At 62.4% G+C, this 24001-nt stretch carries 16 protein-coding genes; 2 read left to right on the top strand and 14 right to left on the bottom strand.

Features of this window, described 5'->3' with window-relative positions; translation table 11 throughout:
* Window positions 1-15: 15 nt before the first annotated feature.
* The 7 genes from BLS75_RS15610 to BLS75_RS15580 all read right to left on the bottom strand — a co-directional run bounded on the left by BLS75_RS15610 (window position 16) and on the right by BLS75_RS15580 (window position 12454).
* Complete coding sequence (locus BLS75_RS15610; RefSeq protein ID WP_072451232.1) at window positions 16-1242, bottom strand: ABC transporter permease; 1227 nt, start codon at window positions 1240-1242, stop codon at window positions 16-18.
* A complete protein-coding gene (locus BLS75_RS15605) occupies window positions 1230-1901 on the bottom strand; it encodes an ABC transporter ATP-binding protein (protein WP_204378523.1) in 672 nt (223 codons plus the stop codon). The genes BLS75_RS15610 and BLS75_RS15605 overlap by 13 nt, the downstream gene beginning before the upstream one ends.
* A gap of 58 nt (window positions 1902-1959) precedes the next feature.
* Window positions 1960-2985, bottom strand: a complete 1026-nt coding sequence (locus tag BLS75_RS15600) for a zinc-dependent alcohol dehydrogenase family protein (protein WP_072451230.1) — start codon at window positions 2983-2985, stop codon at window positions 1960-1962.
* A complete protein-coding gene (locus BLS75_RS15595; protein WP_072451229.1) occupies window positions 2982-4337 on the bottom strand; it encodes an aminotransferase class I/II-fold pyridoxal phosphate-dependent enzyme in 1356 nt (451 codons plus the stop codon). The genes BLS75_RS15600 and BLS75_RS15595 overlap by 4 nt, the downstream gene beginning before the upstream one ends.
* Window positions 4334-10675 (bottom strand): type I polyketide synthase, encoded by a 6342-nt coding sequence (locus BLS75_RS32745; protein ID WP_072451228.1) that lies wholly within the window; start codon window positions 10673-10675, stop codon window positions 4334-4336. Before BLS75_RS32745 ends, BLS75_RS15595 begins: the two co-directional genes overlap by 4 nt.
* A 453-nt stretch (window positions 10676-11128) precedes the next feature.
* Window positions 11129-11953, bottom strand: a complete 825-nt coding sequence (locus BLS75_RS15585; protein ID WP_072451227.1) for an SDR family oxidoreductase — start codon at window positions 11951-11953, stop codon at window positions 11129-11131.
* A 36-nt stretch (window positions 11954-11989) separates the two neighbouring features.
* The gene (locus BLS75_RS15580; protein ID WP_015634229.1) at window positions 11990-12454 is read right to left on the bottom strand and encodes a hypothetical protein; all 465 of its coding nucleotides are present in this window, start codon (window positions 12452-12454) and stop codon (window positions 11990-11992) included.
* Window positions 12455-12669: 215 nt separating this feature from the next.
* On the opposite strand from BLS75_RS15580, the gene BLS75_RS15575 reads away from it, so the two are divergent.
* Both BLS75_RS15575 and BLS75_RS15570 read left to right on the top strand, forming a co-directional pair.
* Window positions 12670-12966, top strand: a complete 297-nt coding sequence (locus BLS75_RS15575; RefSeq protein ID WP_072451362.1) for a helix-turn-helix domain-containing protein — start codon at window positions 12670-12672, stop codon at window positions 12964-12966.
* Window positions 12963-14228: a type II toxin-antitoxin system HipA family toxin gene (locus tag BLS75_RS15570; RefSeq protein WP_072451226.1), complete on the top strand. Its 1266-nt coding sequence runs from the start codon at window positions 12963-12965 to the stop codon at window positions 14226-14228. The genes BLS75_RS15575 and BLS75_RS15570 overlap by 4 nt, the downstream gene beginning before the upstream one ends.
* 280 nt (window positions 14229-14508) lie before the next feature.
* On the opposite strand, the gene BLS75_RS15565 is transcribed toward BLS75_RS15570, so the two are convergent.
* The 7 genes from BLS75_RS15565 to algG form a co-directional block, all read right to left on the bottom strand.
* Window positions 14509-15960 (bottom strand): mannose-1-phosphate guanylyltransferase/mannose-6-phosphate isomerase, encoded by a 1452-nt coding sequence (locus BLS75_RS15565; RefSeq protein ID WP_072451225.1) that lies wholly within the window; start codon window positions 15958-15960, stop codon window positions 14509-14511.
* 190 nt (window positions 15961-16150) lie between these two features.
* Window positions 16151-16819 (bottom strand): alginate O-acetyltransferase AlgF, encoded by a 669-nt coding sequence (locus BLS75_RS15560; protein WP_072451224.1) that lies wholly within the window; start codon window positions 16817-16819, stop codon window positions 16151-16153.
* Window positions 16820-16834: 15 nt separating this feature from the next.
* Window positions 16835-18010, bottom strand: a complete 1176-nt coding sequence (locus BLS75_RS15555; RefSeq protein ID WP_072451223.1) for an alginate O-acetyltransferase — start codon at window positions 18008-18010, stop codon at window positions 16835-16837.
* An 11-nt stretch (window positions 18011-18021) separates the two neighbouring features.
* Complete coding sequence (locus tag BLS75_RS15550; RefSeq protein ID WP_072451222.1) at window positions 18022-19587, bottom strand: MBOAT family O-acyltransferase; 1566 nt, start codon at window positions 19585-19587, stop codon at window positions 18022-18024.
* Window positions 19588-19797: 210 nt separating this feature from the next.
* Window positions 19798-20922, bottom strand: a complete 1125-nt coding sequence (locus BLS75_RS15545) for a mannuronate-specific alginate lyase (RefSeq protein WP_072451221.1) — start codon at window positions 20920-20922, stop codon at window positions 19798-19800.
* Window positions 20923-20930: 8 nt separating this feature from the next.
* Window positions 20931-22391, bottom strand: coding sequence for an alginate O-acetyltransferase (locus BLS75_RS15540; protein WP_011059371.1), 1461 nt, complete (start codon window positions 22389-22391; stop codon window positions 20931-20933).
* Window positions 22392-22402: 11 nt separating this feature from the next.
* A complete protein-coding gene (algG, locus tag BLS75_RS15535) occupies window positions 22403-23992 on the bottom strand; it encodes a mannuronan 5-epimerase AlgG (protein ID WP_053149131.1) in 1590 nt (529 codons plus the stop codon).
* Window positions 23993-24001: the final 9 nt, after the last annotated feature.

Raw genomic sequence — 24001 nt, 5'->3', positions numbered from 1 at the left:
TGGTGTAGTGGCCGACTAAACGAACGTGAGTGCGTCGACAATTTCATTGCGCGTGGCCTTGTACGCCGGGTAGGCGGCGCACAGCACGGCGAACACAGTGACCACCAGCGCGGTGGAGAGAATGCGCAGCCAGTCCAGATCGACCTGCAGCGGTACTTCTGTTGACAGGTTCGGGGGGATGTAGCCGATCTGGGCGAGATTGATCCCCAGGGCCACGACCAGAGTCAGGATCAGGCCCAGCAGGCAACCGAAGGCGGCGATCCAGAAACCTTCGAGGGCAAACAGCCGGATGACTCCATTCTGCGAGAGCCCGAGGGCCCGCAGCGTGCCGATTTCACGGGTGCGTTCCACCACCGCCATCGACATGGTGTTGGCGACGCTCATGGCCGAGATCACCAGAACGATCGAGGCAATAAAGGAGAAGATCACGTCGAACAGGCTTTTGACCTGGGTGTAGAAGTTCGACAGTTGCTTCCAGGTTCTGAACTCGACGTCGATGCCTGCGGCCCGCAGGTTGTCCTGCAATTGCTCGCCCATGGTCTCGGTCATCCCGGCATCATCGAGTACCACGACAAAGCGTTCGATGGCGTCGGTGTTGAGCAGCGCCTGGGCCAGCTTGAGGGGCAGCAGGATGAACTTGTCGTTGGTACTGGCGGTGCCGGTGTTGAACACGTCGGTGACCATGGCGTCCACAGCATTGGCCTGTCCGTCGAAGGTGCTCGACAGTAGGCTGAACACCGTGTCCTGTTGCAGGTTCAACAGCTTGGCTAGATCCGAGGACACCGCGACCCCTATTTCATTCTGTGCATCCAGTTGACCGTTGGAGTAGCCCAGAGCCGAGCCGCCCAGGGCCTGGTCATCCGCTGGAGCAATGCTTTCGCTGATGAAGATGGTCGATGCGCGGCCATTGGAGGCCAGTCCGTTCAGGCCCAGCCGGGGCGAGACATGTTTGATGTGCGGCTCGGCGCGCAGGACATTCTCAATGCGCTGCGCCTCTTCAGGAGCGATCAGGTACGGCGTCGGATCGAGTTTGCCTTCGAGCCAGAAGCCACGCTTGGTCAGGGTCAGGTGGCCAAGGCGCTCGCCCATCACCGCCAGATCCTCCAGCCCTTTGTAGACATTGGCGACATAGCCGCTGAACAGGTTGATTGCCGCCAGGCCAAAGGCGATGGCCAACAGCGTGACCAGGGTTCGTCGTCCGTTGCGGAAGGCGTTTTTCAGCGCGAGTATCAATGAGTGCATGACTGAACCTGCTTGATGATTCGCCCGTCGCACAAGCTCAGGCATCGGTCCATGTAGCCCAATGCCCGCTCATCGTGGGTCGAGAAAACGAAGGTCACGCCATAACCGCGATTGAGCCGTTGGAACAACTGCATCGCGGCATGGGCGTTTTCACTGTCCAGGCTGGCCGTCGGTTCATCGGCGATCACCAGCTGTGGTTGGGCGATCAAGGCTCGGGCAATGGCGACCCGTTGCCGCTGGCCACCACTCATCTTTTCCGGGCGCTGGTGCAGATGCCCGGCCAGGCCGACCTCTTGCAGCAAGTGGCAGGCACGCTGGCGCTGCTGCGCGCTGATGCGGCCGGCGATTCGCAAGGGCAGCAGCACGTTGTCCAGGGCGTCGAGCACCGGGATCAGGTTGAAGCTCTGGAAAACGAAACCGATGGTGCGCAGGCGTTGCTGTGCATAGTGTGCCGAGGTGCTTTGGATAACGCTGCGTCCCTGCAACTCGATCTGCCCGGATGAGGGCTTGTCTAAAAGTCCGATCAGGTTCAGCAGCGTGGTCTTGCCACTGCCCGAGGGCCCGACGATGGCGAGCATTTCTCCGCTGGGGATGTCCAGGTTGATGTCATGCAACGCACTGACGTCGCCATAGCGCTTGTCCAGGTTGCGCAGTCGCACGAGCGGCACCTGATCCACGGGGGGCGGATTGGCATGCGGAGCATGCCGTTGGCTGACTTCATCCATGATCCTGCTGACCTCCACTGCAAAGGTGCTGAACCGGTCCGTTGGGCAGCAGGTAGACGCGACCACTACGTCCCGGGGTTTCGAAGTGGCGCAGTGCCGCGGTGATTTCGTCCAGCGTGTAGGTCGCTGCCACTTGTGCTTGCAGGACCTTCTTGGCCAGCAAATCGGCGGCTTCGCTCATCAGTCCATCCCGATGCTGATGGGACACCTGGGCCAGATGGCGTGCCAGCCAGAAGCCCTTGAGATTGATGTCGCGGAAAATCACATCCTCGCAGGCCAGTTGGGTCGGTTGTCCTGAAAGCATGCCGTACTGGATGATGGTGCCCCCCGGCTCCAGCAGTTCTCCCAGAGGCGCAACGCCTTCGCCGCCCACGGCATCCAGCACCAGCCCCCCCAGGGCATAGCCCATGGTGGCCTTGGCCTCCTGCACCAATCGCTCATCGGCCAGGATCGCTACATCGCCGCCCGCCGCGAGCACTTCGCTCATCGCTTCGGGACGGCGGACGATATTCAACGTGCGCAGGCCGTCATGCCGGGCGATCTGCATCACCGCCCGTCCGACGCTCGATAGGGGGGCGTTCTGGATGACCCATGCACCCGGCTCCAATTGGCTCTGCCGGCGTAGCAGTTCGATGGCGGTGCAGGCACTGACCTTGAGCGATGCGGCCTGCAGCGGGTCCAGTCCCGGCGGTAGCCTGTGTACCAGCGATGCGGCAATGCGGCGCTGCTGGCACCAGTTTTCGTTGCCGAGCAGAATCACGCGGTCCCCCTCGCACAAGTGGTCGACCGAGGCGCCACAGGCCATCACTCGACCAATGGCCTCAAGGCCAAGGGTGGCGGGCAGCAGGGGCAATTCACCGTAGCGGCCGGACAGGCGTGCGAGATCGGCGGGGTTGAGCGCGCAGGCTTCCACCTCGACCAGCACCTCCCAGGGCGAGGGTGGCCCCGGGTTCTCAACCTCGACGCAATAGGCCACGCGGGAAGGCAGGCCGAATCGATCAAAACGTATCTGTTTCAAAATAACCCCCTGCTCGTGGGAGCGTTCTTGCGCAGCTCGACCAGCAGCTCGACGGTACGGTCGATGTGCTCCCGGGTATGGGCGGCGCTGATAAAGAAACGCAGGCGTTCGGTGTTGCGCGGGACCACCGGAAAGATCATCGGAAAGGTGCAGATGTTCTGTTCGAACAGCCGGGCCGTGGCCCATACCGCTGTCTCGCCGTCGGGCATCATGATCGGCACGATTGCCGAATCATGACTCAAGCCCGTATCCAAGCCGGCTGCCCGGGCCTGGGTCCGGAAGTAGTCGGCATTGCTGATCGCCCGCCGTGCCCGTTCCGGCTCGGCGTGCATGATGCGCAGCGCTTGCAGGCCGGCGGCGGCACTGGCCGGCGTGGGCGCGGCGGTGTACAGCAACAGGCCCGGCGCGTAGTGCTTGAGGATCGCGATCAGCTCCTTGCGCCCTGCGATGTAGCCTCCCACCGTGGCGAATGCCTTGCTCATGGACGAGAAGTGGATGTCGATGTCCGCACCGTCGAGTCCGAAGTAGTCGACCACGCCGAGCCCGCGGGGGCCGATCACTCCCATCGAGTGGGCTTCATCCACCATCAGCAGGGCGTGATGGCGGCGCTTGATGTCGATCAGGCGCGGGATATCCGGAATATCCCCATCCATGCTGTAGACGCCTTCGGTCAGGATCAGCACCCGTTCGAAGTGGTGGCGGTGCTCCACCAGCAGTTGCTCCAGGGCGTCATAGTCGTTGTGGGGAAAGGTCAGGCGCCGGGCACCGCTGAGTTTGGTCCCCATGAGCATGCTGTTGTGGATCAACTCGTCGTAGATCACCAGGTCCTGGCGGCGGGCCAGATACCCCAGGGTCGCAACGTTGGCGCCATAGCCGTTGACCGCCAGCACCGCGTCCTCAACTCCCAGTGTCTGGCTGATCAGTTGCTCGAACTCGGTGAAGATCGGGATCTCGCCCATGTTGATCCTTCCCGAGCCCGCCGAAGTGCCGAACGTGTCCACGGCCTGCTTGGCGGCCTCCTGCATCCGAGGGTCGCCCAGCAAGTCCAGGTAGTTGTAGGAGGCGTAGTTGATCAGTTGCCGCCCATCCATCTCCACCTCGGCGCTGGATGCACCGAGGTGCTGGCGGAACATGTTCCATTCATAGCCCTGGGTGTTGTAGTACCACTGGGCGTTGCTGAACTCGCGCAGCTCCGGGAAGTAGGCGAAGTCGTAGTGCTCGGGGCCGACTTTGACCTTGGCTGCAGCTGCGCGCGGGGCCTGCTCCGGGCCCGCCACGTCACTGACGTTGGCGGTTCCCTGTTTACCCAGCAACCGGGCACGCAGCCGCTCGATATGCAGATGAGTGGTCATGCTTGTCGCTCCTGCGCCTGAACCGCTGTCGAGGGCTCATCGTCGAGATCATCGCTGAGTCCCATGTTGGCCAGGGCATCGTTGGCCATGCCACGAATCGTCAGGTTGTTGAGGATCTCGATCACCGAGACGCTGATCCCCAGGTTGTTTTTCAATACCACCTGAATCTCCGCCGCCATCAGTGAGTCGATACCAAACTCAAGGATCGGTCTGTCGATCGAAACCGTGTCAGTACTGGCTTCCAGTTCATCGGCGATCAACGACACGATCAGGCCTGACAGCACCGCGAAGCGTTCCGTCTCCGGCAGCGCGGCGATTTCCTCCCGCAGGCGCTCACTGGCGTCGTTGCTGGCCTCGGTGTCAGAGGCGATCAGGTCAATGAAGCGCGGTGATTGTTGGCTGAGGGTTTCGTACTGCGCCCAATCGGCCCAGCTGCTGATCAGGGAAATGCCCAGTTGGGTGATGTCCCGCCGCATTGCGCGTTCCAGCCACTGCAGTGCTTCGCGGGTCTCCATGCCGCGCAGCCCCATGTAGCGCATGAACTGCTCGAGCTTTTCATCGCGGGCAATGATGCCGGTATCGGAAATCGCGCCCCAGTTGATGCTCAGCGCCGGCAAGCCCAGTGCGCGGCGATGCCAGGTCAGCCCATCCAGGAAGCAGTTGGCGCTGACATAGGACGCTTGCTTGCTGTTGCCAATCAGCCCGGCGAAGGATGAGAACAGCACGAAATGGTCGAGCTCGATTTCCTGCGTAGCCTGGTGCAGCAACAGCGCGCTTTGTGCCTTGCTCTGCATGACCTGGAGGAAGTTCGCGGGATCGAGGTCGATGATCGCCTCGTCAATGATCACCGTGGCCAGGTGGAATACGCCGCGCAGGGGCGCAGCGCTGTCGGCGATGGTGCCCATCAGGTCGCGCACGGCGCTGGCGTCGGCCAGGTCGCAGGCCAGGGGCAGCACGTTCGCGCCTTGCTGGCGCAGCTCCTCGACAAAGGCCAGGCGCTCGGGAGTGTCGGCGCCGCTGCGCCCGGCGAGCACGATGTGTCGCGCGCCGTGATCCACCAGCCAGCGGCTGGTTTTCTGACCGAAGCCTCCGAAACCGCCCGTGACCAGGTAAGAGGCATCCGGCTTGAAGGACACCGTCTCCATGACTTGCACCTTGAGGGTGCTCCCCACTTCATCAAAGTCGATGATGACCGGGATATCGACGTTATCGGGTGCTACGAACTTTTTCGTGGCCAGATCGGCAATGGAAATGGTCAGGCTAGGTATTACCGGGCCTTGACTCTGACTGGCGCGTTCCACCGCCGTGCGCAGGGAGGCAGCGAACAGCTCCGCCCGTTGGCTGATCAATGCCAGGTCGGCGCGCACCAGGGAGGCTGCGTTGCCGGGCAGGGCAAAGGCGCGTGCAGTTTGTTCGGTGTCAATCAGCCCACCACCCAGTGCCAGCGCTTCCCAGCCGTACAGCCGATCCCAACGTGGCATCGAGCCGATGATGGCGTCAAAGCCCTTGCCGGCGGTGTGTTCGCATACGGCTGCGTCCACCGCACTGCGAGTGGCTGCGATGGCCGTGCTGGTGCTGACTGCGGCTTCGTTGTCAGGCACGTGGATCAGCACGGTCCGCACGCCGCGGCGCTGGAGTGCGGCATCTATGGCCAGGCCCAGTGGATCTGCCTCGATCAGCACACACAGGCCGGCTTCGAGGCTAGCCTGATCGATGAGGTGCTGGGCGATTGCGTCACGCACGGCTACCAGCAGCAGCCGGTCTCCGCGTTGTTCATTGTTCAGCGATGTCAGGTGGAATGCTGATCGCGGGCCGCGCAGGTGGCTGGTGAACGTGGAGGGGGCGAGACCATAGACCCGTTGGCCAGGATGCAGATCGGCGATATCGGCACCGGTACGGGTCACGGTGGCGAGCACCTCGATATAGTTCTGGCCGGAGGGTGGTTGGCCTGCTGCCTGCAGGTCGTGTTTGGATACCACCACGCGTTGGACCTTCAGCTCGATCTCATCTGCGCCCAGAGGGCCGCGCGGGGTTTCAATGAGCTTCACGCTGCCAAGGCTGTTGTCGTCCTCATCGGGACGGACCAGGACCGCCATATCCATGCTGGCCAGAGCTACATCCTCCACCAGGGCGTCCGCCAACCACGGCTGGACTTCAAGCCGGCTGCTGAAGCGCCGACCATGGCGAATGGCGACTTCATCCTGCGGGGCATCGCAGATCAACTCACGAAGACAGGCGTTGATGTCCGCAGCGGATGGCGTAGCGGGCAGGTCGACGCTGCTGAAGCGCACGCCTTCGATTTCGTTGAAGGCGACCCGGGCAAAGCCGGCCAAAGCGGTTTGCGCCGGTTGCACCGGTGCGTCGTTGTCCATGATCTTGAAGGCGTTGTGGGTGATCACATAGGCCCGGGGTCGGTGTTCGAGCTCAAGCCTGGCCAGGCAGCGGGAGACCTCAATCATGAATAGCAGGGCCTGGGCGCCGATTGGATCCTGGCTGTCCAGACGGGCCTGGGCGCCGTGGACGAAGACCACGCCGGCCAATGGGCCCATGCGCCCCAGCGCTTGCTCGATGGCGGCTGACTCGAGGGGAACGCTGATCTCCAGGCCATCGGCCCGTTCCTGGGGACCGGTACGCAGCCGGGCACTGACCGAGACATTGGCGTTGTGGAAGTCCTCGACGATACGGGTGGCCAGGTCGCGGGAACTATCGTCCTCGACGATCAGCCAGTTACCCAGTCGCTTCGGTTCGGGCGGGTTCCCGGCATCTGCCCATTCATAGCGGGCCATTTGCAGTTTGATCGGGTCACCGAACTTGTCGGTGCGCCCTGACGCGCTGGGCACAGCGGTGACGCGCATCCCCCTGATCTCTGCAACGACCACGCCATGTTCATCGGTGATGGTCAGGTCGGACTCAACGTAGGCAGCAGTCGAACTTGCCCGAACCGCCTTGCACCAGCAACGCGCGGGCAAGGTGGGGGCGAGCAGGCGCAGCTCGCGAAAACCGGTGGGCAGATAGGTGGTGTCGCTGTCTTCCAGCAGACCGACCAGTGACTGGAAACAGGCATCCAGAACGGTCGGATGGGCATGGTAGCCCTGGTTCGAGAGTTCGCTTGAGCACTCGATGAAGGTCAGAGCCCGACCGGACTTGGCATCAGCGCGGATCGAGCGGATGGTCTGGAACATCGGCCCGTACTGTAGGCCGATGCGCGACAGCTCGCGATAAAAGACCTTGAGGTCCCATTCGCTATCGAACGAGGCTTTGAACTCGGCAATGTCAATGGATTGGGGCTCGACCGTGGCCAGTGGGTCCACTCGACCGACAGCGTGGACCTGCCCCTCGCCAATGCTGCCACTCTCGATACTGTGGAGAGTTACCCGACCGCTGTCGCGGGAGTAGGTGGACACATAGTCCAGGGCATTGTTGCTGGAAATCACCAGTGGCGCGCGGATTTCCAGGTCTGAGAGGCGCAGGCCTTGATTGTCCGGGTACAGCGCGGCAGCGGCTTCCAACAGGGTTTCGACATAGCCTGCCGCAGGCATGATCGAGACCCCCGAAACCACGTGTTCCTTCAGGTAGGCCAGTGCCTGGTGCCCCAAGTCATTGAGCCACACATCGTTGGCCGGATAGTGGCGGACACCGAGCATGGGCACTTGGGTCGAAGCGACGCGCATGTAGGTCGAACGCTCACTTTCGAGCCAGAGGTGTTCACGCTGCCAGGGGTAATTAGGCAGGTCGGTGAAGCGGCCGCGGCCATTGAATGGCTGCCAGTCGATTTCGCAGCCACTGGCGAACACCTGGGCGGCCACACGCTGCATGCGCAGTTGTTCCGGCTCTTCGCGACGCAGGGTCTCGACCAGGCGGATTTCCTTGGCCTGGACCTTGGCGCAATCGCGCAGTGCACCTGCCAGGACCGGGTGCGGGCCGATCTCGATGAAGGTGACGTAGTCATCGTCGAGCAAGGTCTGGATCGCCTGGTAGAAATGCACTGGTTGCCGCACGTTGTGCTGCCAGTAGTCGGTTCCGTATTGTCCCAGGCTGGCGTAGCACCCGGTCACGGTCGAGACCAGTGGGACAGAGGGCTTGCAGGCGCTGATGGAGCGCAGCGCAGCGGTCAGCTCATCCAGGATCGGCGTCATCAGGTAGCTGTGATAGGGCACTTCGACCGTCAGCAGCCGGTTGAAGATTTCTTGGGTTTCCAGTGTCTGGGCCAGGGTTTCAATGGCCGCTGTTTCCCCCGACAGGGTCAGCATGTTTGGCCCGTTGACCGCCGCGACTTCGATACGGCCTTCGTAGCCGGCCAGGAATGCTTGCGCCTCTTTCTGGCCGACGCCCACCGCCAGCATGCTGCCGGTTCCTGCGGTGGTCGCCTGCAGCCGGCTGCGCTCATGGATAACGCGCACCGCATCGTCCAGGGATAACGCGCCACTCACGCAAGCCGCGGTGACCTCGCCTACGCTGTGGCCGACGATGGCCCCGGGCTTGACCCCGGCGGCAGACAACATCGCCGCCAGCCCCCACTGAATCATGAAGTTCGCCGGTTGCGCGAAGGCCGTCTGTGTAATGCGTGACTCACCCTTGCTCTTGAGCATTTCGGCAACGATCGAGAACCCGGAGACGTTCTGGAACAGTCGGTCGGCTGTATCCACCGCGTCGCGATAGACCGGCTCGCTGCGATACAGCTCCTGGCCCATTCCCCACCACTGTGGCCCCATCCCGGTGAAGACCCAGACCGGCAGGGGTTTGCCCAGGGCTGTACGGCGACTGGTGATGACCTGATCGCAATGCCCGTGCTGCCAATACTCGCTGAGCGCTTGATGCAACTGCTCCCGATCCCGGCCGATGGCCACGGCCCGGTGATTGAGGGGGGCACGGTGGAATGCGGCGGAGTGCAGGATGTCGTCCAGCTCGACGTTGCTCGCCTGCAGACGCTCGCTGTAGCGGTGGGAAAGCTCCTTGAGTGCTCCGGGGCTGCGCGCGGAGAAGGGCAGGTACAGCGGCGCGTCTTGGCTGCGAGCCGCAGAGGTAACGGTGGCCGGCTCAGTGTCTGGCGCGGAGCGCAGCACCACGTGGGCATTGGTGCCGCCAAAACCGAACGAGTTGACGCCTACCAGAAATGCTTCGCCCGGTTTGGCCAGTTGAATGGGCCCAGCGGCCAGTTGGATCCCCCATTCTTCGAAGGGAATGTCGGGGTTGGGCGTTTCCAGGTTGCCCAGTTCGAAGGCTTCGCGATGTTGCAGGGTCAGCACCGCCTTGATCAGACTGGCAATACCGGCGCCGGCCTCAAGGTGGCCGATGTTGCTTTTGATCGAACCCAGGACCACACGGTCGCCGCCGGTGCGGCCCTTGCCATAGACCGAACCGATGGAGCGCGCCTCGATTGGGTCGCCTGCCGCGGTCCCGGTACCGTGGCATTCGACATAACGCACCTGGGCCGGATCAATGTCGAAACGCGTGCAAATGTCCTGGATCAAGGCACCCTGCGCTTCAGCGCTGGGCATCGAGATGCCCGGGGTGCGCCCGTCGGAGTTGACGCCGGCGCCCTCGACCGTGGCCAGGATCGTGTCGCCATCGAGCAACGCTTGCTCAAGGGCCTTGACGATCACCACGCCACCGCCTTCGCCGCGCCCGTAACCATCGCCACGGGCGTCGAATGACTTGCACTGTCCATCGCGGGAGAGGAAGTGGCCCTTGCACATGCCAATGGGGTACTCGGGGCGCGTCATGATGTTGGCCCCGCCTACCACCGCCATGTCGCACTCGCCGGACCAGATATCGTTGCAGGCATAGCTGAATGCGACGAGCGAAGAGGAACAGGCGGTGTCGATCGACAGGCTTGGGCCGCGCAGGTTGAATGCGTGGGACAACCGGTTGGCCAGCATCGTCATCATCATCCCGCTGGGGGTGTTGGCGTTCTGTCGGGTGCGGTTGGCGAAGTGGGTCATGGTGATCATTTGGTCCAACATGAAACCGCCGACATAGACGCCGACTTTACGACCCGAATGTGCCGGCAAGTCCAGGCCGGCGTTCTCGAAAGCTTCCCATGTTAGTTCAAGTAACAAACGTTGCTGTGGGTCAATGTTTTCCGCAACACTTGCTGGTAAGTCAAAGAACTCAGCATCCATTGAGCGAATATCGTGTTGTAGGAAGTTTCCTTTTTCTACGTAGGCCTTACCTTTTGAGGCCTCATCGCTAGAGTAGTAGCGTGCCATGTCCCAACGCTCTTCAGGGACCGCCCCCGCGGTAACGCGGCGCTCTCTGAGTGCGCCAAGCAATTTGTCTAAGTTATTGATATTTCCGGGTAAATTGCAAGACATCCCTACGATGGCGATCTTTCTCATGATCTAAGTTGTCCTTAACTATTTATTTGATTTCGATTTTAGAGTGGTAAGTTTCTCTACTAGTTGAGTGATGTTGAACTTACCTGGGCGTAAACCTAGCACAGGATTTTTTTTGTAAATTCTGAATTGATATTTTAAGAAAAATCTTGGTGGTGTGTAGGAAATATACTTGCTGTTTTGTAGTTGTGATCTTGCAAGAAATAAATAGAGTCGAATGTTCTACATGGCTGAGTAGTATCGATTTTCCAGGGCCTGAGGCGCACTTGAGCGTCGGGGGCCGAGCAGGGAGCTGGAGCCGGAGCTGGCGAAGGGATCAAGACGGGGGAGGGGACTCGTCAGCAGTCTTGCCCGTGAACGGGCGCATTCGAGGCGGGGGCAGCTACAGATTTATCAGTGCGGCAGTGCTGCTTTGCCGGGCACGGTCAGCTTTCGCTGACCGTGGTTTTTGTCGTCTCAGAGACTGCGGGTCAGGCCAAAACGCTTCATCAACCCCTTCTCCAGCAGACCCTTGGGCAGCAGGTTGGCCAGCAGCGGCAAGGCGCGGCTGCCATTGCCCAGGCGTACCAGGCGTGGCGGATTGTCCTGCTGCACGGCCTTGAGCAAGCCGGCGGCGAATTCTCTGGCTGGGGTCGGCTTGTCCTGGGAGGCCTTGGCCCGGGAGCGGATGCCCTCGCGCAGCGGCCACCAGGGCGAATGTTCGTTGAGCAGCTGTTCGGCTTCATGCCCGGCGTTCTTGGCGAAGCTTGAAGCAATGGCCCCGGGCTGCACTTCCATGACGCGGATGCCGAACGGCGACAGTTCCATGCGCAGGGCATCGCTCAAGGCGTGCACTGCGGCTTTCGAGGCGCAGTAGGCACCGGCAAAAGGCGTCACCAGCACCCCGGACACACTGCCGATGTTCACCACCAGGCCGCGGCTGCGGCGCAGCACCGGGAACATCGCCCGAGTCACCCCGACCACCGAGAACACATTGGTTTCGAACTGGCGTTGCATCGCTTCCACGCCACCATCCAGCAACGGGCCCATGGCGCCGTAGCCGGCGTTGTTGATCAGCACATCGAGGCCGCCGTACTGCTGGTTGATCTCCTCGCTCAAGGCGCCCAAGGCCGGGCCGTCATTGACGTCCAGTTGCACGGCCTTGAAACCGGCCGCTTGCAGGGCAGAGACGTCCTCGGCCTTGCGGGCGGTGGCGAGTACGGTGAAACCGGCGCCCTTGAAGGTGTCCGCCAGGGCGCGGCCGATGCCGCTGGAACAACCGGTGATCAACGCTACGGGCATGGCGCGGTCCTTGTGCTGGGTGAGGGAGGGGGTGAATCAGTCGGAGAAACTACCCTGTAAACGCTCGGCGCGAAACTCCAGGGTTTGCGGGCGATAGCCGGGGCGCAGCGGCGGCAGGGGCAAGCAGTCCTGCCAGTTGGCGCCGGCCTGCAACTCGCCGGGGCCACGGTAGCGCGGGGCACTGTACTGGTTGTCGGCGAGGTTGACCGTATCCCCCGGGGCATAGGCGGCGACCCGCCAGCGCAATTCCACCAGGGGCACCTTGTTGCCGTTGTTCAGCTTGACCTGCAATGGACGGTCGGCGGGGCAGTGCTCCGGGGCGTAGCTCAGGCGCAACTCCAGGCGCGCCAGTTGCTGGGCTTCGCGGTTGTCCAGCCAGACCACCCAGCAGGCCACCAGGGCCAGGCCGAAAGCGGCAGCCAGGGACACGGGAAGGGCTTTGGCGGGGTAGCGCAGAAGCAGGATCAGCCAGGTGATGACCAGCAGAACGCCGATGAACATGACGCGAGCCTCGGGGAAAAGGAGGGGACATCCTACCTAAGCGTAGGTGGGGTTGGCGATGGAGGGTGGCCAGGGTGTGTTTTAGCCCAACGTTCTGGACGTAAAATTATTGTGGATAATATAAGGTCTGTTATTGGTGTTTTTTAACTATAATGGATCATATGTTGTCCATAGTTTGGCGAAATATCCAACAGGCCGGAGGCAGGCGCAGCGTCATGTCCCTTACTCGTTTCATGTACACCCCGTCCGAGATCACGGCCGAGATCGGAAAAAACGCACAGGCCCTCAGGTTGTCAAAAAACCTGTCGCGCAAAACCCTGGCCGAAAAATCCGGGGTGCCCGCCTCGACCATCAAGCGTTTCGAGCTGCAGGGGGCCATCTCCCTTGAGTCGATGGTGCTGATTGCGGCGGCTTTGGATGAACTCGATCCGTTGCTCAAGTTGTTCAAGCCACCTTCGCCAAACACGCTGTTTGAGCTGCAAAACTCAAAACGCCAGAGGGGCACCCGATGACTGGACGAGGCACCAGGAAATACCAGCCGATCGAGCAATTGGGCGTCTTCATGCATGGGCGGCAGGTGGGGGTGCTGAGCTGGAATCGCCAGGGCTGCTACTTCACCTACGCCAGGGACTGGTTGAGCCGGGGCTTCAATCTGTCGCCGCAACTGACCTTCGACGAGAAGCCGCAGCAACCCGATAGCCAAGTGTTCCTGGGCATTCATGGAGCCTTCGCCGATTCCCTTCCCGATGATTGGGGCTTGCTGCTGATGAAGCGTTTTTTCACGGCGGAGTATGGATCGCGGGTCGCCAATGGCCTGACTCAACTCGATCGGCTTGCCTACATTGGCAACCGTGGGATGGGCGCCTTGGAGTATTACCCCATGACGGAAAAAGTGCAGCGCGAACCCATCAGCCTTTCACTGCTGTACCAGGCTTCGGTCCAGGTCCAGGTGGGGGAAACGGTTGAAGTCCTGAAGGCACTGCGGATTGCCGGTGGCTCGCCAGGTGGCGCCAGGCCCAAGGCAGCCGTTGCCCTTTCGCCGGACCTGTCCCATGTGGTTTCGGCCTTTGAACCCTTGCCGGAGGGCTACGCGCACTGGATCGTGAAGTTCAGGGCCCTGCAGGAACCCTGGTCCATGGGCGCTATTGAATATGCCTACGCCCGCATGGCCCGTGCCGCCGGGGTCGATATGGCCCATTGCGAGCTGATCACCGTGCCCTCGGAGCAGGGGTGGAACGAACGCTTCTTTGCCTCCCGGCGCTTTGATCGCCAGCACAACGAGAAAGTCCACATGATGACCGCCGCCGGGATTCTGCATGCGGACTTCAGAGTTCCAGGCCTGGACTACAAGGACTTGCTGCGCCTGACCTTTGCGCTGACCAAGAGTGCCAAGGAAGTGGAGAAAATGGCCCGGCTCATGGTGTTCAACGGCCTGGCGCACAACTACGACGATCACGCGAAGAACTTCGCTTTTCTCTACGAAGAGGGGCAGGGCGGCCTGGAGGGGCAGTGGGTTCTCGCACCCGCGTATGACCTGACCTTCTCCACCGGCATGGGCGAGCACACCACCGCGTTCGACGGCCAGGGGCGTCCGTCCCGCAAGGCAATCAGGCGCTTGTGCGCGGACTACAAGTTTCTCAAGCCGGATGACTACATCGACCAGACGCTGGAGGCGCTGGGCAATTGGAAAACGCTGTTTGCCGAACTGGGTATTCTGCAGGCCGATGGGCAGGAGATCTTTGAAACGCTTGAAGATGTTCATGCCAATCTTTAGCGCCGCGACCAGGGCTGAAATGGGTGTAGTAACGATGCACAGGTCAGCTCCTTGTAGCCGCTGCCGCAGGCTGCGAACGACCGCGCAGCGGGCGCAGGGGGCTCAAGACCGCTGAAGGTCCTTCGGCCCTTTTCGCAGCCTGCGGCAGCGGCTACAAAAAAATCCCCCTGTCCAACCGCCTGCGGATAGGGGACGCAGGCGCCTGGAAGGGGGTTGAAAGGACTCGCTGATAACGGCGCTTTGCCTTTGCTCGCAGCTTGCCGCTTGAAGCCTGTCGCTGTTACTGGGCGATGGTCTTCACCGAGACGCCACGTTCCACCGGGGTGGAGCGGCCGTAGATATCTTCAAAGCGCTCGATATCGTCTTCGCCCAGGTAGCTACCCGATTGCACTTCGATGATCTCCAGCGGGATCTTGCCCGGGTTGCGCAGGCGGTGCACCGAGGCAATCGGGATGTAGGTGGACTGGTTCTCGGTGAGCAGGAACACGTTCTCGTCACAGGTGACTTCGGCGGTGCCGCTGACCACGATCCAGTGTTCGGCGCGGTGGTGGTGCATCTGTAGCGACAGGCAGGCCCCCGGCTTGACCGAGATGTGCTTGACCTGGAAGCGCCCGCCCATGTCCACCGAGTCGTAGGAGCCCCACGGACGGTAGACCTCGCAGTGGTTCTGGGTCTCGCTGCGGCCCTGTTCGTTGAGGGTGTTGACCATCTGTTTCACCCCTTGGACCTTGTCCTTGTGGGCGATCATCATGGCGTCCTTGGTTTCCACCACGACGATGTTTTCAAGGCCGATCACCGACACCAGCTTGCCGTTGCCGTGGATCATGCAGTTCTTGCTGTCCTGGATCACCACATCGCCCTTGCTGACGTTGCCGTTGGCGTCTTTTTCATGCACGTCCCACAGCGACGACCAGCAGCCGACATCGCTCCAGCCAGCGGTCAGGGGCACCACGCAGGCGCGCTGGGTCTTCTCCATCACCGCGTAGTCGATGGAGTTGTCCGGGCAGCAGGCGAAGGTGGCTTCGTCGATGGTCACGGTGTCCGGGTCCTGCTGGCTGCGCTCCAGGGTCAAGAGGCAGGTGTCGTAGATGTCCGGGTCGTGTTTCTTCAGCTCTTCGAGGAAGCGGCTGGCGCGGAACAGGAACATGCCGCTGTTCCAGAAATAGCCGCCGGCCTGGACAAACTCGGTGGCGCGTTTTTCGTCGGGTTTTTCGACGAAGTGCGAGACCCGGCTGACCCCCTCCGGGAGCAGCGCATCGTTGGTGGACTTGATGTAGCCGTAGCCGGTTTCCGGCTTGGTTGCCGGGACCCCGAACAGCACCATTTCGCCACGCTCGGCGGCCACGGTGGCCAGGGCCAGGGCGCGTTGCAGGGCTTTCTGGTCGTCCAGGACGTGGTCGGCGGGCAGTACCAGCATCAGCTCGTCGCGGCCTTCGTTGACCAGCATCATCGCGGTCAGGGCCACGGCCGGGGCGGTGTTGCGGCCGAAGGGCTCCATGAGGATGCGCTGGGATTCGAGCTTACGGGCCGCCAGTTGCTCGTTGACGATAAAGCGGTGGTCCTTGTTGCAGACCACGATGGGGGTATCCATGCCTTCGAACACCAGCCGCTCCAGGGTCTGCTGGAACAAAGTGTGTTCGCCGGTCAGGGCGAGGAACTGCTTGGGGAATTGCTTGCGCGAAAGCGGCCAAAGACGTGAGCCGCTACCACCTGACAAGATCACCGGAATCATGTTGTTACTCCTTCAAACATCGTATGGGTTAGAGCTACTGCGTTCTGTCGTTTCACTCTTGTTTTTGTTGCGTGCCCGGATGCTCGCCGCGCCCCTGTAGGAGCTGGCTTGCCAGCGAAGGCGTCCTCAAGGGCCCCTTCGCCGGCAAGCCGGCTCCTACAGGGGGACGGGAAAGGCATCCGGAAATTCGTTAGCGGGTCGAGACGGGGCGCTTGACCCAGACCGGCGACAGGCTGCTGCCGTTGCCGGTGACGTAGAGCACCGCCGCTTCGCCGCGCTCCAGGGCCACGGGCTTGAGGTCGCTGACCTTTTTCTCGCCGTCATACAGAGCGAAGCTGACCTTCACCGGGTTGATTTCGCGCTCGCCGCGGCCTTTGGCGGCCACGGCCTTGACCACGTCGGTCTTGCCGTCGGCGGTCTTCAGGGTCAGGGCCTGGTCGCTGAGGTTCTGCACCCGCACCAGGGATTTCTGCTTGTTCTTGAACGGTGGTTCTTCGATCAGTTGCGGCTGGCCGCTGGCGTTGTTGACCAGGGTGTAATAGTGATCGGCGGCCAGTTTCACCGGCACGCTCTGGCTGCCCACCTTGGCGGTGTAGTCGCCGCCGGGCATGAAGCTGAAGTCGCTGCTGGCCAGGGGCGCGACGTCATTGACGTTGGTGCTGCCCACCGTGGCGCTGACTTCGCTGTTGCTGGCGTTGTACAGGCGCACGAAGGTCGAGCCCTTGGGCGCGGTGGGGCCGTACAGGGCGGCATCGCCACCGGCGAATACCGGAGCTGATAGCAGGCCCAGGCCCGCGGCCAATACGGCAGCTTTCAGGGATTTGGCAGCGAGACGACGAGGAGTAGTAGTGAAAGTCATGAGTGTTACCTCTTTTCAGTTTTGCGCCCGGTCGGGCGTCTCGGATTTGTTGAGTACAGCTACGTTCTGTTGGCGAGCACCGGCTTGCTTGAGCTCTGCGACCCACTGCGGGTCGGCGTCGCCGATTTCGTTGTTCACAGGCAGATAGCGTTCAGGGAATTCCCAGATCAGCACCTGGGGCGGGTTGTTCTTGAAGTCGTCGCTTTTCAGGTAGCTGAGCATCGGCAGGATCGGGCCGTGGCCGTCTTCGGCGTAGCTCAGCACGTCGCTGTGCAGGGCCTGTTTCAGGGCGCCGACGAAGTTCCAGCTGGGGTTGGCGCTGTAGCTGGTGCCCACCAGGGTCACTGGCACTTCGCGGTCGGCAAACAGCGCGTCGTCGGCGGCCGGCTGCTCTTCGCTGGCCCGGGTCACGCGCTTTTGCAGGGGCTCTTCGGCCGGCATCAGGTTTTCGAACAGCGGGTCCAGGGGCAGGAAGCGGCGCAGGTCGCCCTTGTGTTCCACGGTCTCTTGGGTCTCGGTGACGAAGCGTTGTGGCTGACCGCTGAGCGGGGTCTTGGCGGCGATGGTCAGGGCCAGTTGGCGGGCGACGATCTCGGCGCCGGCGGGGGTCCAGTGGGTGTCGGTGCGCAGGAACACTTGCTGGCCCTGTTGCTTGGCCTGTTGCAGGGGGCCCAGCAGGTCGGGGGCAAGGATCTTGTCGGCGGCGACCCGGGAGTGGAAGTCCTGGTAGAGGTTGGCGTGGATGCGCGCCGGGCGCACTTTGTCCATGTGTTCCGGGTACAGGCGCACCTTGGCCGGAACGATCGCCATCACCAGCTTCACCCCGTGCTCCTTGAGGATCTGGCGCACGCCTTCCACCAGGGCGTAGTTGCCCTGCAGGTTGAGCTCCTCGTTGACCACGGGGTTGAACTCTTCATCGCTGTACAGCCACTGGTCACGGCCCAGCACCACTCCCGGGCGCCCTTCGTTGAACAGTTTGAAGTCCAGGGCGGCCCAGAGGTTGGTGCCCAGGCGCTTGATCGGGAACTGGTCGTCGTAGTGGGTTTCCACCGCCTTGGCCCAGCGCCCGTTGAGCACGGTGGCGTCGTTGTTGGTACTGAAACCGAAGAAGCTGCGCGCCGACCACAACCCCAGCACCAGCAGAGTCAGCAGGAACAGGGCGATGTAGAACACACGTAATGAGCGGGTCATGGGCAGATCCCTCAGAACTGGAAGTAAAGGAACGGCGAGAAGCTTTGCGCCGAGAGTTTGAGAATCGAGGCAATGAACAGCAGCAGCACCAGGGCGCGCATGGCGTAGCGCGACCAGTCGGCAGTCCAGTAGGCCGGCTGCACCTGGGCCTCGGTGCCGACGATGTAGCCCGGCTGGTGAATGCTGCCGGGGTTGTCCCCGGGCACCGCCTTGATCAGGCCGGGCTGGGCGCTGGCCGGGCCGTCGTCGGCGGTAGTGACCTCGGGCTTGGCCTTGACCGGCGCCGGGTTGCGGTACAGGTCACGCAGGCCGAAGAACGCCAGGGTGGCGTAGGCCAGGATCAGGGTCGCCACTTGCAGGCCGGTGAGGCTGGCGCGGTTGAGTTCCGACAGCGACCAGTCGCCAAAGCTGAACATCGCGCCGTACATGCGGCCTGCTACGTGCAGGTTCTCGGCGCGGAAGATCACCCAGCCCATCACCACCAGCAGGAAGGTCAGGGCCCAGCGCACCGGGTTCAGGCTGCGCGGCGTGGTGTTGATGCCCAGGGCCTTTTCGATGGCCAGCCACATGCCGTGCCAGGCGCCCCAGACGATGTAGGTGAAGTTGGCGCCGTGCCACAGGCCGCCCAGGAGCATGGTCAGGAACAGGTTGCGGTAGGTGATCAGGGTGCCTTTGCGGTTGCCCCCCAGGGTGATGTACAGGTAGTCCCGCAGCCAGGTAGAGAGGCTGATGTGCCAGCGCCGCCAGAACTCGGTGATCGACTGGCTGATGTAGGGCTGCTTGAAGTTTTCCATGAAGCGAAAACCCATCATCAAGCCCAGGCCGATGGCCATGTCGCTGTAGCCGGAGAAGTCGAAGTACAGCTGCGCGGTGTAGGCCAGGGCGCCGAGCCAGGCATCGCCCGTGGTGGGGTTGTGCAGGGCGAAGCAATGGTCGGCGACCACCGCCAGGGTGTCGGCGATGAACACTTTCTTGATGAAGCCCTGCATGAACCGCGTGCAGCCTTCGGAGAACTTGTCCAGGGTGTGGGTGCGGTTGTTGAACTGGTCCGCCAGGTCACGAAAGCGCAGCACGGGGCCGGCGATCAGGTGCGGGAAGATCGCCACGAACGCCGCGAAGTCGATCAGGTTGCGGGTGGCCGGGGTGTCGCCGCGGTAGACGTCGATGATGTAGCTGATGGACTCGAAGATGTAGAACGAGATACCGATCGGCAGCAGCACGTGGGTCAGGATGAACGGCTCAAGCCCCATGGAGGTCATGATGGCGTTGATGCTGTCGACGCCGAAGTTGGCGTACTTGAAGTAGCCGAGGATGCACAGGTCCACCGCCACCCCCAGCAGCAGCCAGCGCTGGGCGGGTTTGGTCCTGACACCGGCGGCGCCGACTTTCAGGCCGATCCAGTAGTTCCACAGGGTGACCCCGGCGAACAGCGCCAGGAAGTCCACGCGCCACCAGGCATAGAACACATAGCTGGCGATCAGCAGCAGCAAGTTGCGATAGCGTTGCCCGCTCAAGTAGTACAAGCCGAGAAAGATCGGCAGGAACAGGAACAGGAACACATTGGATGAGAAAACCATCCCGATCTCTCCATGTTTAACCAATAGTCAGAGGCCGGAGCCCCCCCAAACCCCCCACTGAAAAAACGTGGGAGGCGTACTGCATTCATGACGCTCTCTGTAGCCGCTGCCGAGGCACGAGGCTGCGATGGGCTGCGAAGCGGCCCCTGGGGGCGGTCCTGCGGACCGCGTCGCAGCCTCGTACCTCGGCAGCGGCTACAGGTTCAGGTGCTACGGGTTTGTGCTGCCCTTTTCATGGGCCGGGTCGTAGACCTTGGTCAGGTCGCCACCCAGGCGGAAAGTCTTGAACGGCTGCATCTTGTGCTTGCGCTCCAATGTCTCCGGGGCGCAGGTGTAGAGGCTGCAGTAGGGTTCCAGCCAGGCGAATTTCGAGTCGACCTTGAGGTCGGTCATGTCCTGCTGCTTGCCGTTCTTCTTTTCGAAGGTGTCCGGGTCCTTGACCCCGGCCAGCACCCGCTCGCCCAGGCGCTTGAGGGCGCTGTTGTTCTCCTGGCGCAGGTCGACGCCGTTGACCTGGGCGAAGCTGGCGATCATTGCCAGCGGCGGCAGGGCGTAGTTGTGGTAGGCCAGGGCCCGCTGCTGGCGCTTGAGTTCGTTGGGCAAGAAGCCGTCGGCATCGACCTGGTTGGCGCCGACCTTGTATTCCTTGACCGCCCAGTCGAACAGGTCGCGGCGGTTGGTGGCCACGGCGGTGGCCATCACCGACCAGGCGGCCCAGTAGGAGTGGTTGTTGGTCTTGTCCAGGGGCAGGTTGTCCCAGTCGCTGACCACCTGGTCGGCCATCTTGCTGAACCAGGCCTCGATCTTCTGTGCCTGTTCCTGGTGGGTGGCCAGGGGGTGGGAGTCGGAGAACTTCAGCCGCAGGTAGGCCGAGGCCATGCTGCCCAGGGCCCATTTGCGCATGGACTTGCCGGTGTGGTTGAAGTCCTTGGACATCAGCGCATCGGCCTGGGCCCAGGCGCTGAGCCAGGCGAGGGTGCAGTCCAGCTGTTCAGCACGGCCGTCGCGCATGAACTGCATGACCCGCTTGCTGGTGCCGCGCTCGATCTTGGTGATGTCCGCGGTGGTGTCACGAAAGGCCTGTTCGGACTGCACGTTGAGGGTCGCCCGGGCCTTGTCCGAGCCTTCGTACTTGCTGCGAAACTGCAGGGCGCCGGTGTAGGGCGCCGGCATGGCGTCGCAGCCCTCGCTGTTGTCGCCGCTCTTGAACTTGTCCACCGGGGCGTAATAGCCCTGGGGCGGGCGCAGCGGCGCGGCGGCCTGGGCGCTGCCGGTGACGATGGCCAGCCCCAGCAGGCTGGGTATCAACAAGCGTTTCAAGTCTGTGCTTTGCATAGGTAACCTCATTGCCCGATCTGCGCGGTGCGTTGCTCGGCGCTCGGGAATACGTTGCGTTTGCAAATTTTCGCTTCGACCTTCTGCCCCGCAGTGCCCGCTTCCGGGCCCTGGATCTCGACCGCCAGCAGGTTCTGCGAGGCCCAGTCTTCGTCGGTGCGCAGTTCGAAGGCGAAGCGCCCGTCGGTGTCGGACGTTTCCGGTTTTTCGATCTTGATGTCCTCGTGGCGCCCGTTCATGTACCAGAGGGTGGCTTGCAGGGTTTTCACCGAGGTGTCGGCGAAGCGGATGTCGACCTGATGACCGCTGTTGCGCAGGTCCATGTTCTTGCTGTTGACCAGCAATTCGTTCTTGCCGGGCTTGAGGGTGGTGCTGCCGGTCATCTGCGCGTCCTTGCCCTCGCAGCCGTTGTCCAGCAGGGCCATCATCTGCCGGTAGATGGTTTCCTGGTCCAGGCGGTACAGCGGCGAGAATTCCCAGATGAGGATCTTCGGCGGGCTCTTCTGGAATTCGTCGCTGCCCAGGTACTGCAGCATCGAGCCTTCCAGGCCGCCGCCGGGGAAGGCGACGTTGAGGATGTCGGCACCGATGGCCTCTTCCAGGAAGCCGGCGAAGTTGTAGTTCTTGCCACTGTGGCTGGTGCCCACGAGGGTGATCTGCGGGTTGCCGGAGTCGCCGAACAGGTCGCCGTCGCCAGCCTCGCCCTTGGGCTCGGTGGTGAACTGGTCCATGTACTGGATGGCGTAGCTGGTGCCGCACAACTGGCCGGCCATGTTGTGCAGGGTGCCGGTCTTGCCCATGCGCCCGGACTTGTGGGTTTCGAATTCACGCCGTGGAATGTCGGCAAAGGCCGGCAACTGCTTGACCTTGTCGGCGACGATCTTCGCCGTGCGCTGGGCGCCATAAGGGGTCCAGTGCTGGTCGCCGCGGAAGTAGAAGTCGTGGGCCGGCAGGGTATCGGGCAGTTGTTCGTTGGTCAGCGGCGAGAGGTCCGGCACCACGTAGCCCATCTGCGCGAAGCGCCCGAGCATGGCCTTGTAGTTGCTCAGCGCCTTGTCATAGTCGAAACGGGCTTTCTCCGCCGGGTTGAGCTTGTTGCGGTTCACCAGGCCGCGGGTCGGCTGATAGACCACCACCAGTTCCACGCCCTTGCTCTTGAAGGCTTCGTGCAACTGCTTGAGGCGGCGGTAGCCTTCGGGAGTGGTGTTGAACTCGGTGCGCAAATCTTCCTGGGTACGGAACAACCAGTCGCCCTGGGCTTGCACCAGGGTGGTGAAGTTCTGCTGGTAGCGGGTCACGTAGTTCTTTGCGTCGTGGGCGGCCGGGCACAGGTTGCAGCACGGCTCGGCCTTGAAGTTCGGCGCGGCGCTCGTGGCGCTGGTTTCGTCGGCACGGGCGCCGGCGCTGGCGGCGAGAATCCCCGCGGTCAGGGCCGACAGGCCCAGGAGTTTGATCCAGTGTGGGTGCATGAAAGTCATCCTCAATCCCGCAATTCGGTCTGGCGTTCGACGGGGTCGATCAACACGGCTTTCTGCTGGCGCACCAGCAGGTCGAGAATTTCATCCTGGCGCTCGCCCAGGACCCCGGAGAAGCTGATGCCGCTGCTTTTGGTCGGCGCCAGCATGGAGACCCGGTACAGCTCCACGCTCAAGGGGGAGTCGATGGACATCGGCCCGCTGCCGTTGGCGGCCAGCTCGCCGCCGACCACGATCAGCGAGACCTGGGCGTCGAACGGGTCGAGCTTGATGTCGCGGTCGGTGTCGGAAAGGTCCTTGATGTGGCCGTAGACCCCGGTCAGGCCGTTGGCCATGGCGATGTTTTCGTACAGGCGGATGTTCACGCTGTTGCGAATGCGGATGCCGTGGCGGCGGTTGCTGATCACCTTGTTGCCGTAGATCAGGTTGTCGGCACTCTCGTAGAGGGTGATGCCGTCGGTGTGGTTGCGGTAGATCTCGTTGTAGGCGATCAGGTTGTTGACGCTGTTACGGTCGATCACCAGCCCGGAGAGGTGGTTGTCGTAGCTGCGGTTGTTGAAGATGAAGCTGTCGTTCACTTCCCGGGAAATGATGATGCCGTGCTTCTTCTTGGTGCCGTGGACGGTGTTGTCGGCAATGATCAGGCCATGGGAACGGTCGTGGGGGTCGATGCCGTAGACGATGTTGTCCTTGTAGGTGTTGCCCTTGAGCACGAAGTCCCGGGTCTCGTAGCAGTAGAAGCCGTACCACATGTCCGAGAACGTCGAGCCGACGATCCAGCCGGTGGGCTCGGGGCGCTTGAGCACTTTGGCCATGTTCGGCGTGTACTGGGAAATACTCACCCCGTAGGACTTGGAGTTGGCGTAGCCGAAGCTGGCCATCGTGCTGTTGACGATGTAAGTCTCGGTGCCGCCCCAGGCCAGCAGGAACGGGCGGAATTCCTTGGGCGAGCGGAAGGTCGCCGGGCCGTTGTCCTTTTCGCGCCAGCCCGTGACCTTGGTGTCACGCACGAACAGCTGGCCATCGTTGACCAGGAACGAGCCGCTTTCCTGGGACAGGCGCAGCTCCTGGGTCTGTTTGTCGATTTCCAGGATGCCGTGGCGGCCGACGACGATGGGCAGGCGGGCGAGGTAGACCCCGGGCGCGGTTTCGCTGATGTACTGCTTGGGCAGCTTGCCCACCAGTTCCTTGAGGTTGACGTAGCCGTCGTCGATGAAGATCGCCTGGGGTATGCCGTGCTGGCGCACCACCCATTCGGCCATCTTGTTGTCACCGCCGATAAAGTCCTTCAGGGCGTCTTCCTGCATCATCCGGCGCACGCTGATCTTGCCCGGCTTGCTGCGCACGATCTTCGCCGCGGCCGCCTCGGCGGTGTAGCCGGAGAGGTCGGGCAGGGTCGGCTTGGCCAGGGCCAGGGGCTCGATGGGAGCACTGCTGACGGTGTAGGTCTTGGCCTGTTGCAGCTCCTTGGCGATGATCGGCGCCTTGGCCGTCTCGGCAGTGGCGAAGGCGCTGCTGCTGGCCAGCAGCAGGGCGCCGGCCAGGAGGCTCAGGGAGCCTCTGGACAACGGGCTCTGGAGAGTTTGAGTAGGCATGTCGGGCAC

The organism is Pseudomonas sp. NFPP12, assembly GCF_900103205.1.
Classification (GTDB): Bacteria; Pseudomonadota; Gammaproteobacteria; order Pseudomonadales; family Pseudomonadaceae; genus Aquipseudomonas; species Aquipseudomonas protegens.
The sequence above is the reverse complement of the archived record's forward strand: the minus strand, read 5'-3'. Positions and strand labels throughout refer to the sequence as shown.

Bases quoted from the DNA above. Each gene is read 5' to 3' on its own strand.
- BLS75_RS15610 (WP_072451232.1), bottom strand. From the start codon at position 1,242: ATGCACTCATTGATACTCGCGCTGAAAAACGCCTTCCGCAACGGACGA.
- BLS75_RS15595 (WP_072451229.1), bottom strand. From the start codon at position 4,337: ATGACCACTCATCTGCATATCGAGCGGCTGCGTGCCCGGTTGCTGGGT.
- BLS75_RS32745 (WP_072451228.1), bottom strand. From the start codon at position 10,675: ATGAGAAAGATCGCCATCGTAGGGATGTCTTGCAATTTACCCGGAAAT.
- BLS75_RS15585 (WP_072451227.1), bottom strand. From the start codon at position 11,953: ATGCCCGTAGCGTTGATCACCGGTTGTTCCAGCGGCATCGGCCGCGCC.
- BLS75_RS15580 (WP_015634229.1), bottom strand. From the start codon at position 12,454: ATGTTCATCGGCGTTCTGCTGGTCATCACCTGGCTGATCCTGCTTCTG.
- BLS75_RS15575 (WP_072451362.1), top strand. From the start codon at position 12,670: ATGTCCCTTACTCGTTTCATGTACACCCCGTCCGAGATCACGGCCGAG.
- BLS75_RS15570 (WP_072451226.1), top strand. From the start codon at position 12,963: ATGACTGGACGAGGCACCAGGAAATACCAGCCGATCGAGCAATTGGGC.
- BLS75_RS15565 (WP_072451225.1), bottom strand. From the start codon at position 15,960: ATGATTCCGGTGATCTTGTCAGGTGGTAGCGGCTCACGTCTTTGGCCG.
- BLS75_RS15560 (WP_072451224.1), bottom strand. From the start codon at position 16,819: ATGACTTTCACTACTACTCCTCGTCGTCTCGCTGCCAAATCCCTGAAA.
- BLS75_RS15555 (WP_072451223.1), bottom strand. From the start codon at position 18,010: ATGACCCGCTCATTACGTGTGTTCTACATCGCCCTGTTCCTGCTGACT.
- BLS75_RS15550 (WP_072451222.1), bottom strand. From the start codon at position 19,587: ATGGTTTTCTCATCCAATGTGTTCCTGTTCCTGTTCCTGCCGATCTTT.
- BLS75_RS15545 (WP_072451221.1), bottom strand. From the start codon at position 20,922: ATGCAAAGCACAGACTTGAAACGCTTGTTGATACCCAGCCTGCTGGGG.
- BLS75_RS15540 (WP_011059371.1), bottom strand. From the start codon at position 22,391: ATGCACCCACACTGGATCAAACTCCTGGGCCTGTCGGCCCTGACCGCG.
- algG (WP_053149131.1), bottom strand. From the start codon at position 23,992: ATGCCTACTCAAACTCTCCAGAGCCCGTTGTCCAGAGGCTCCCTGAGC.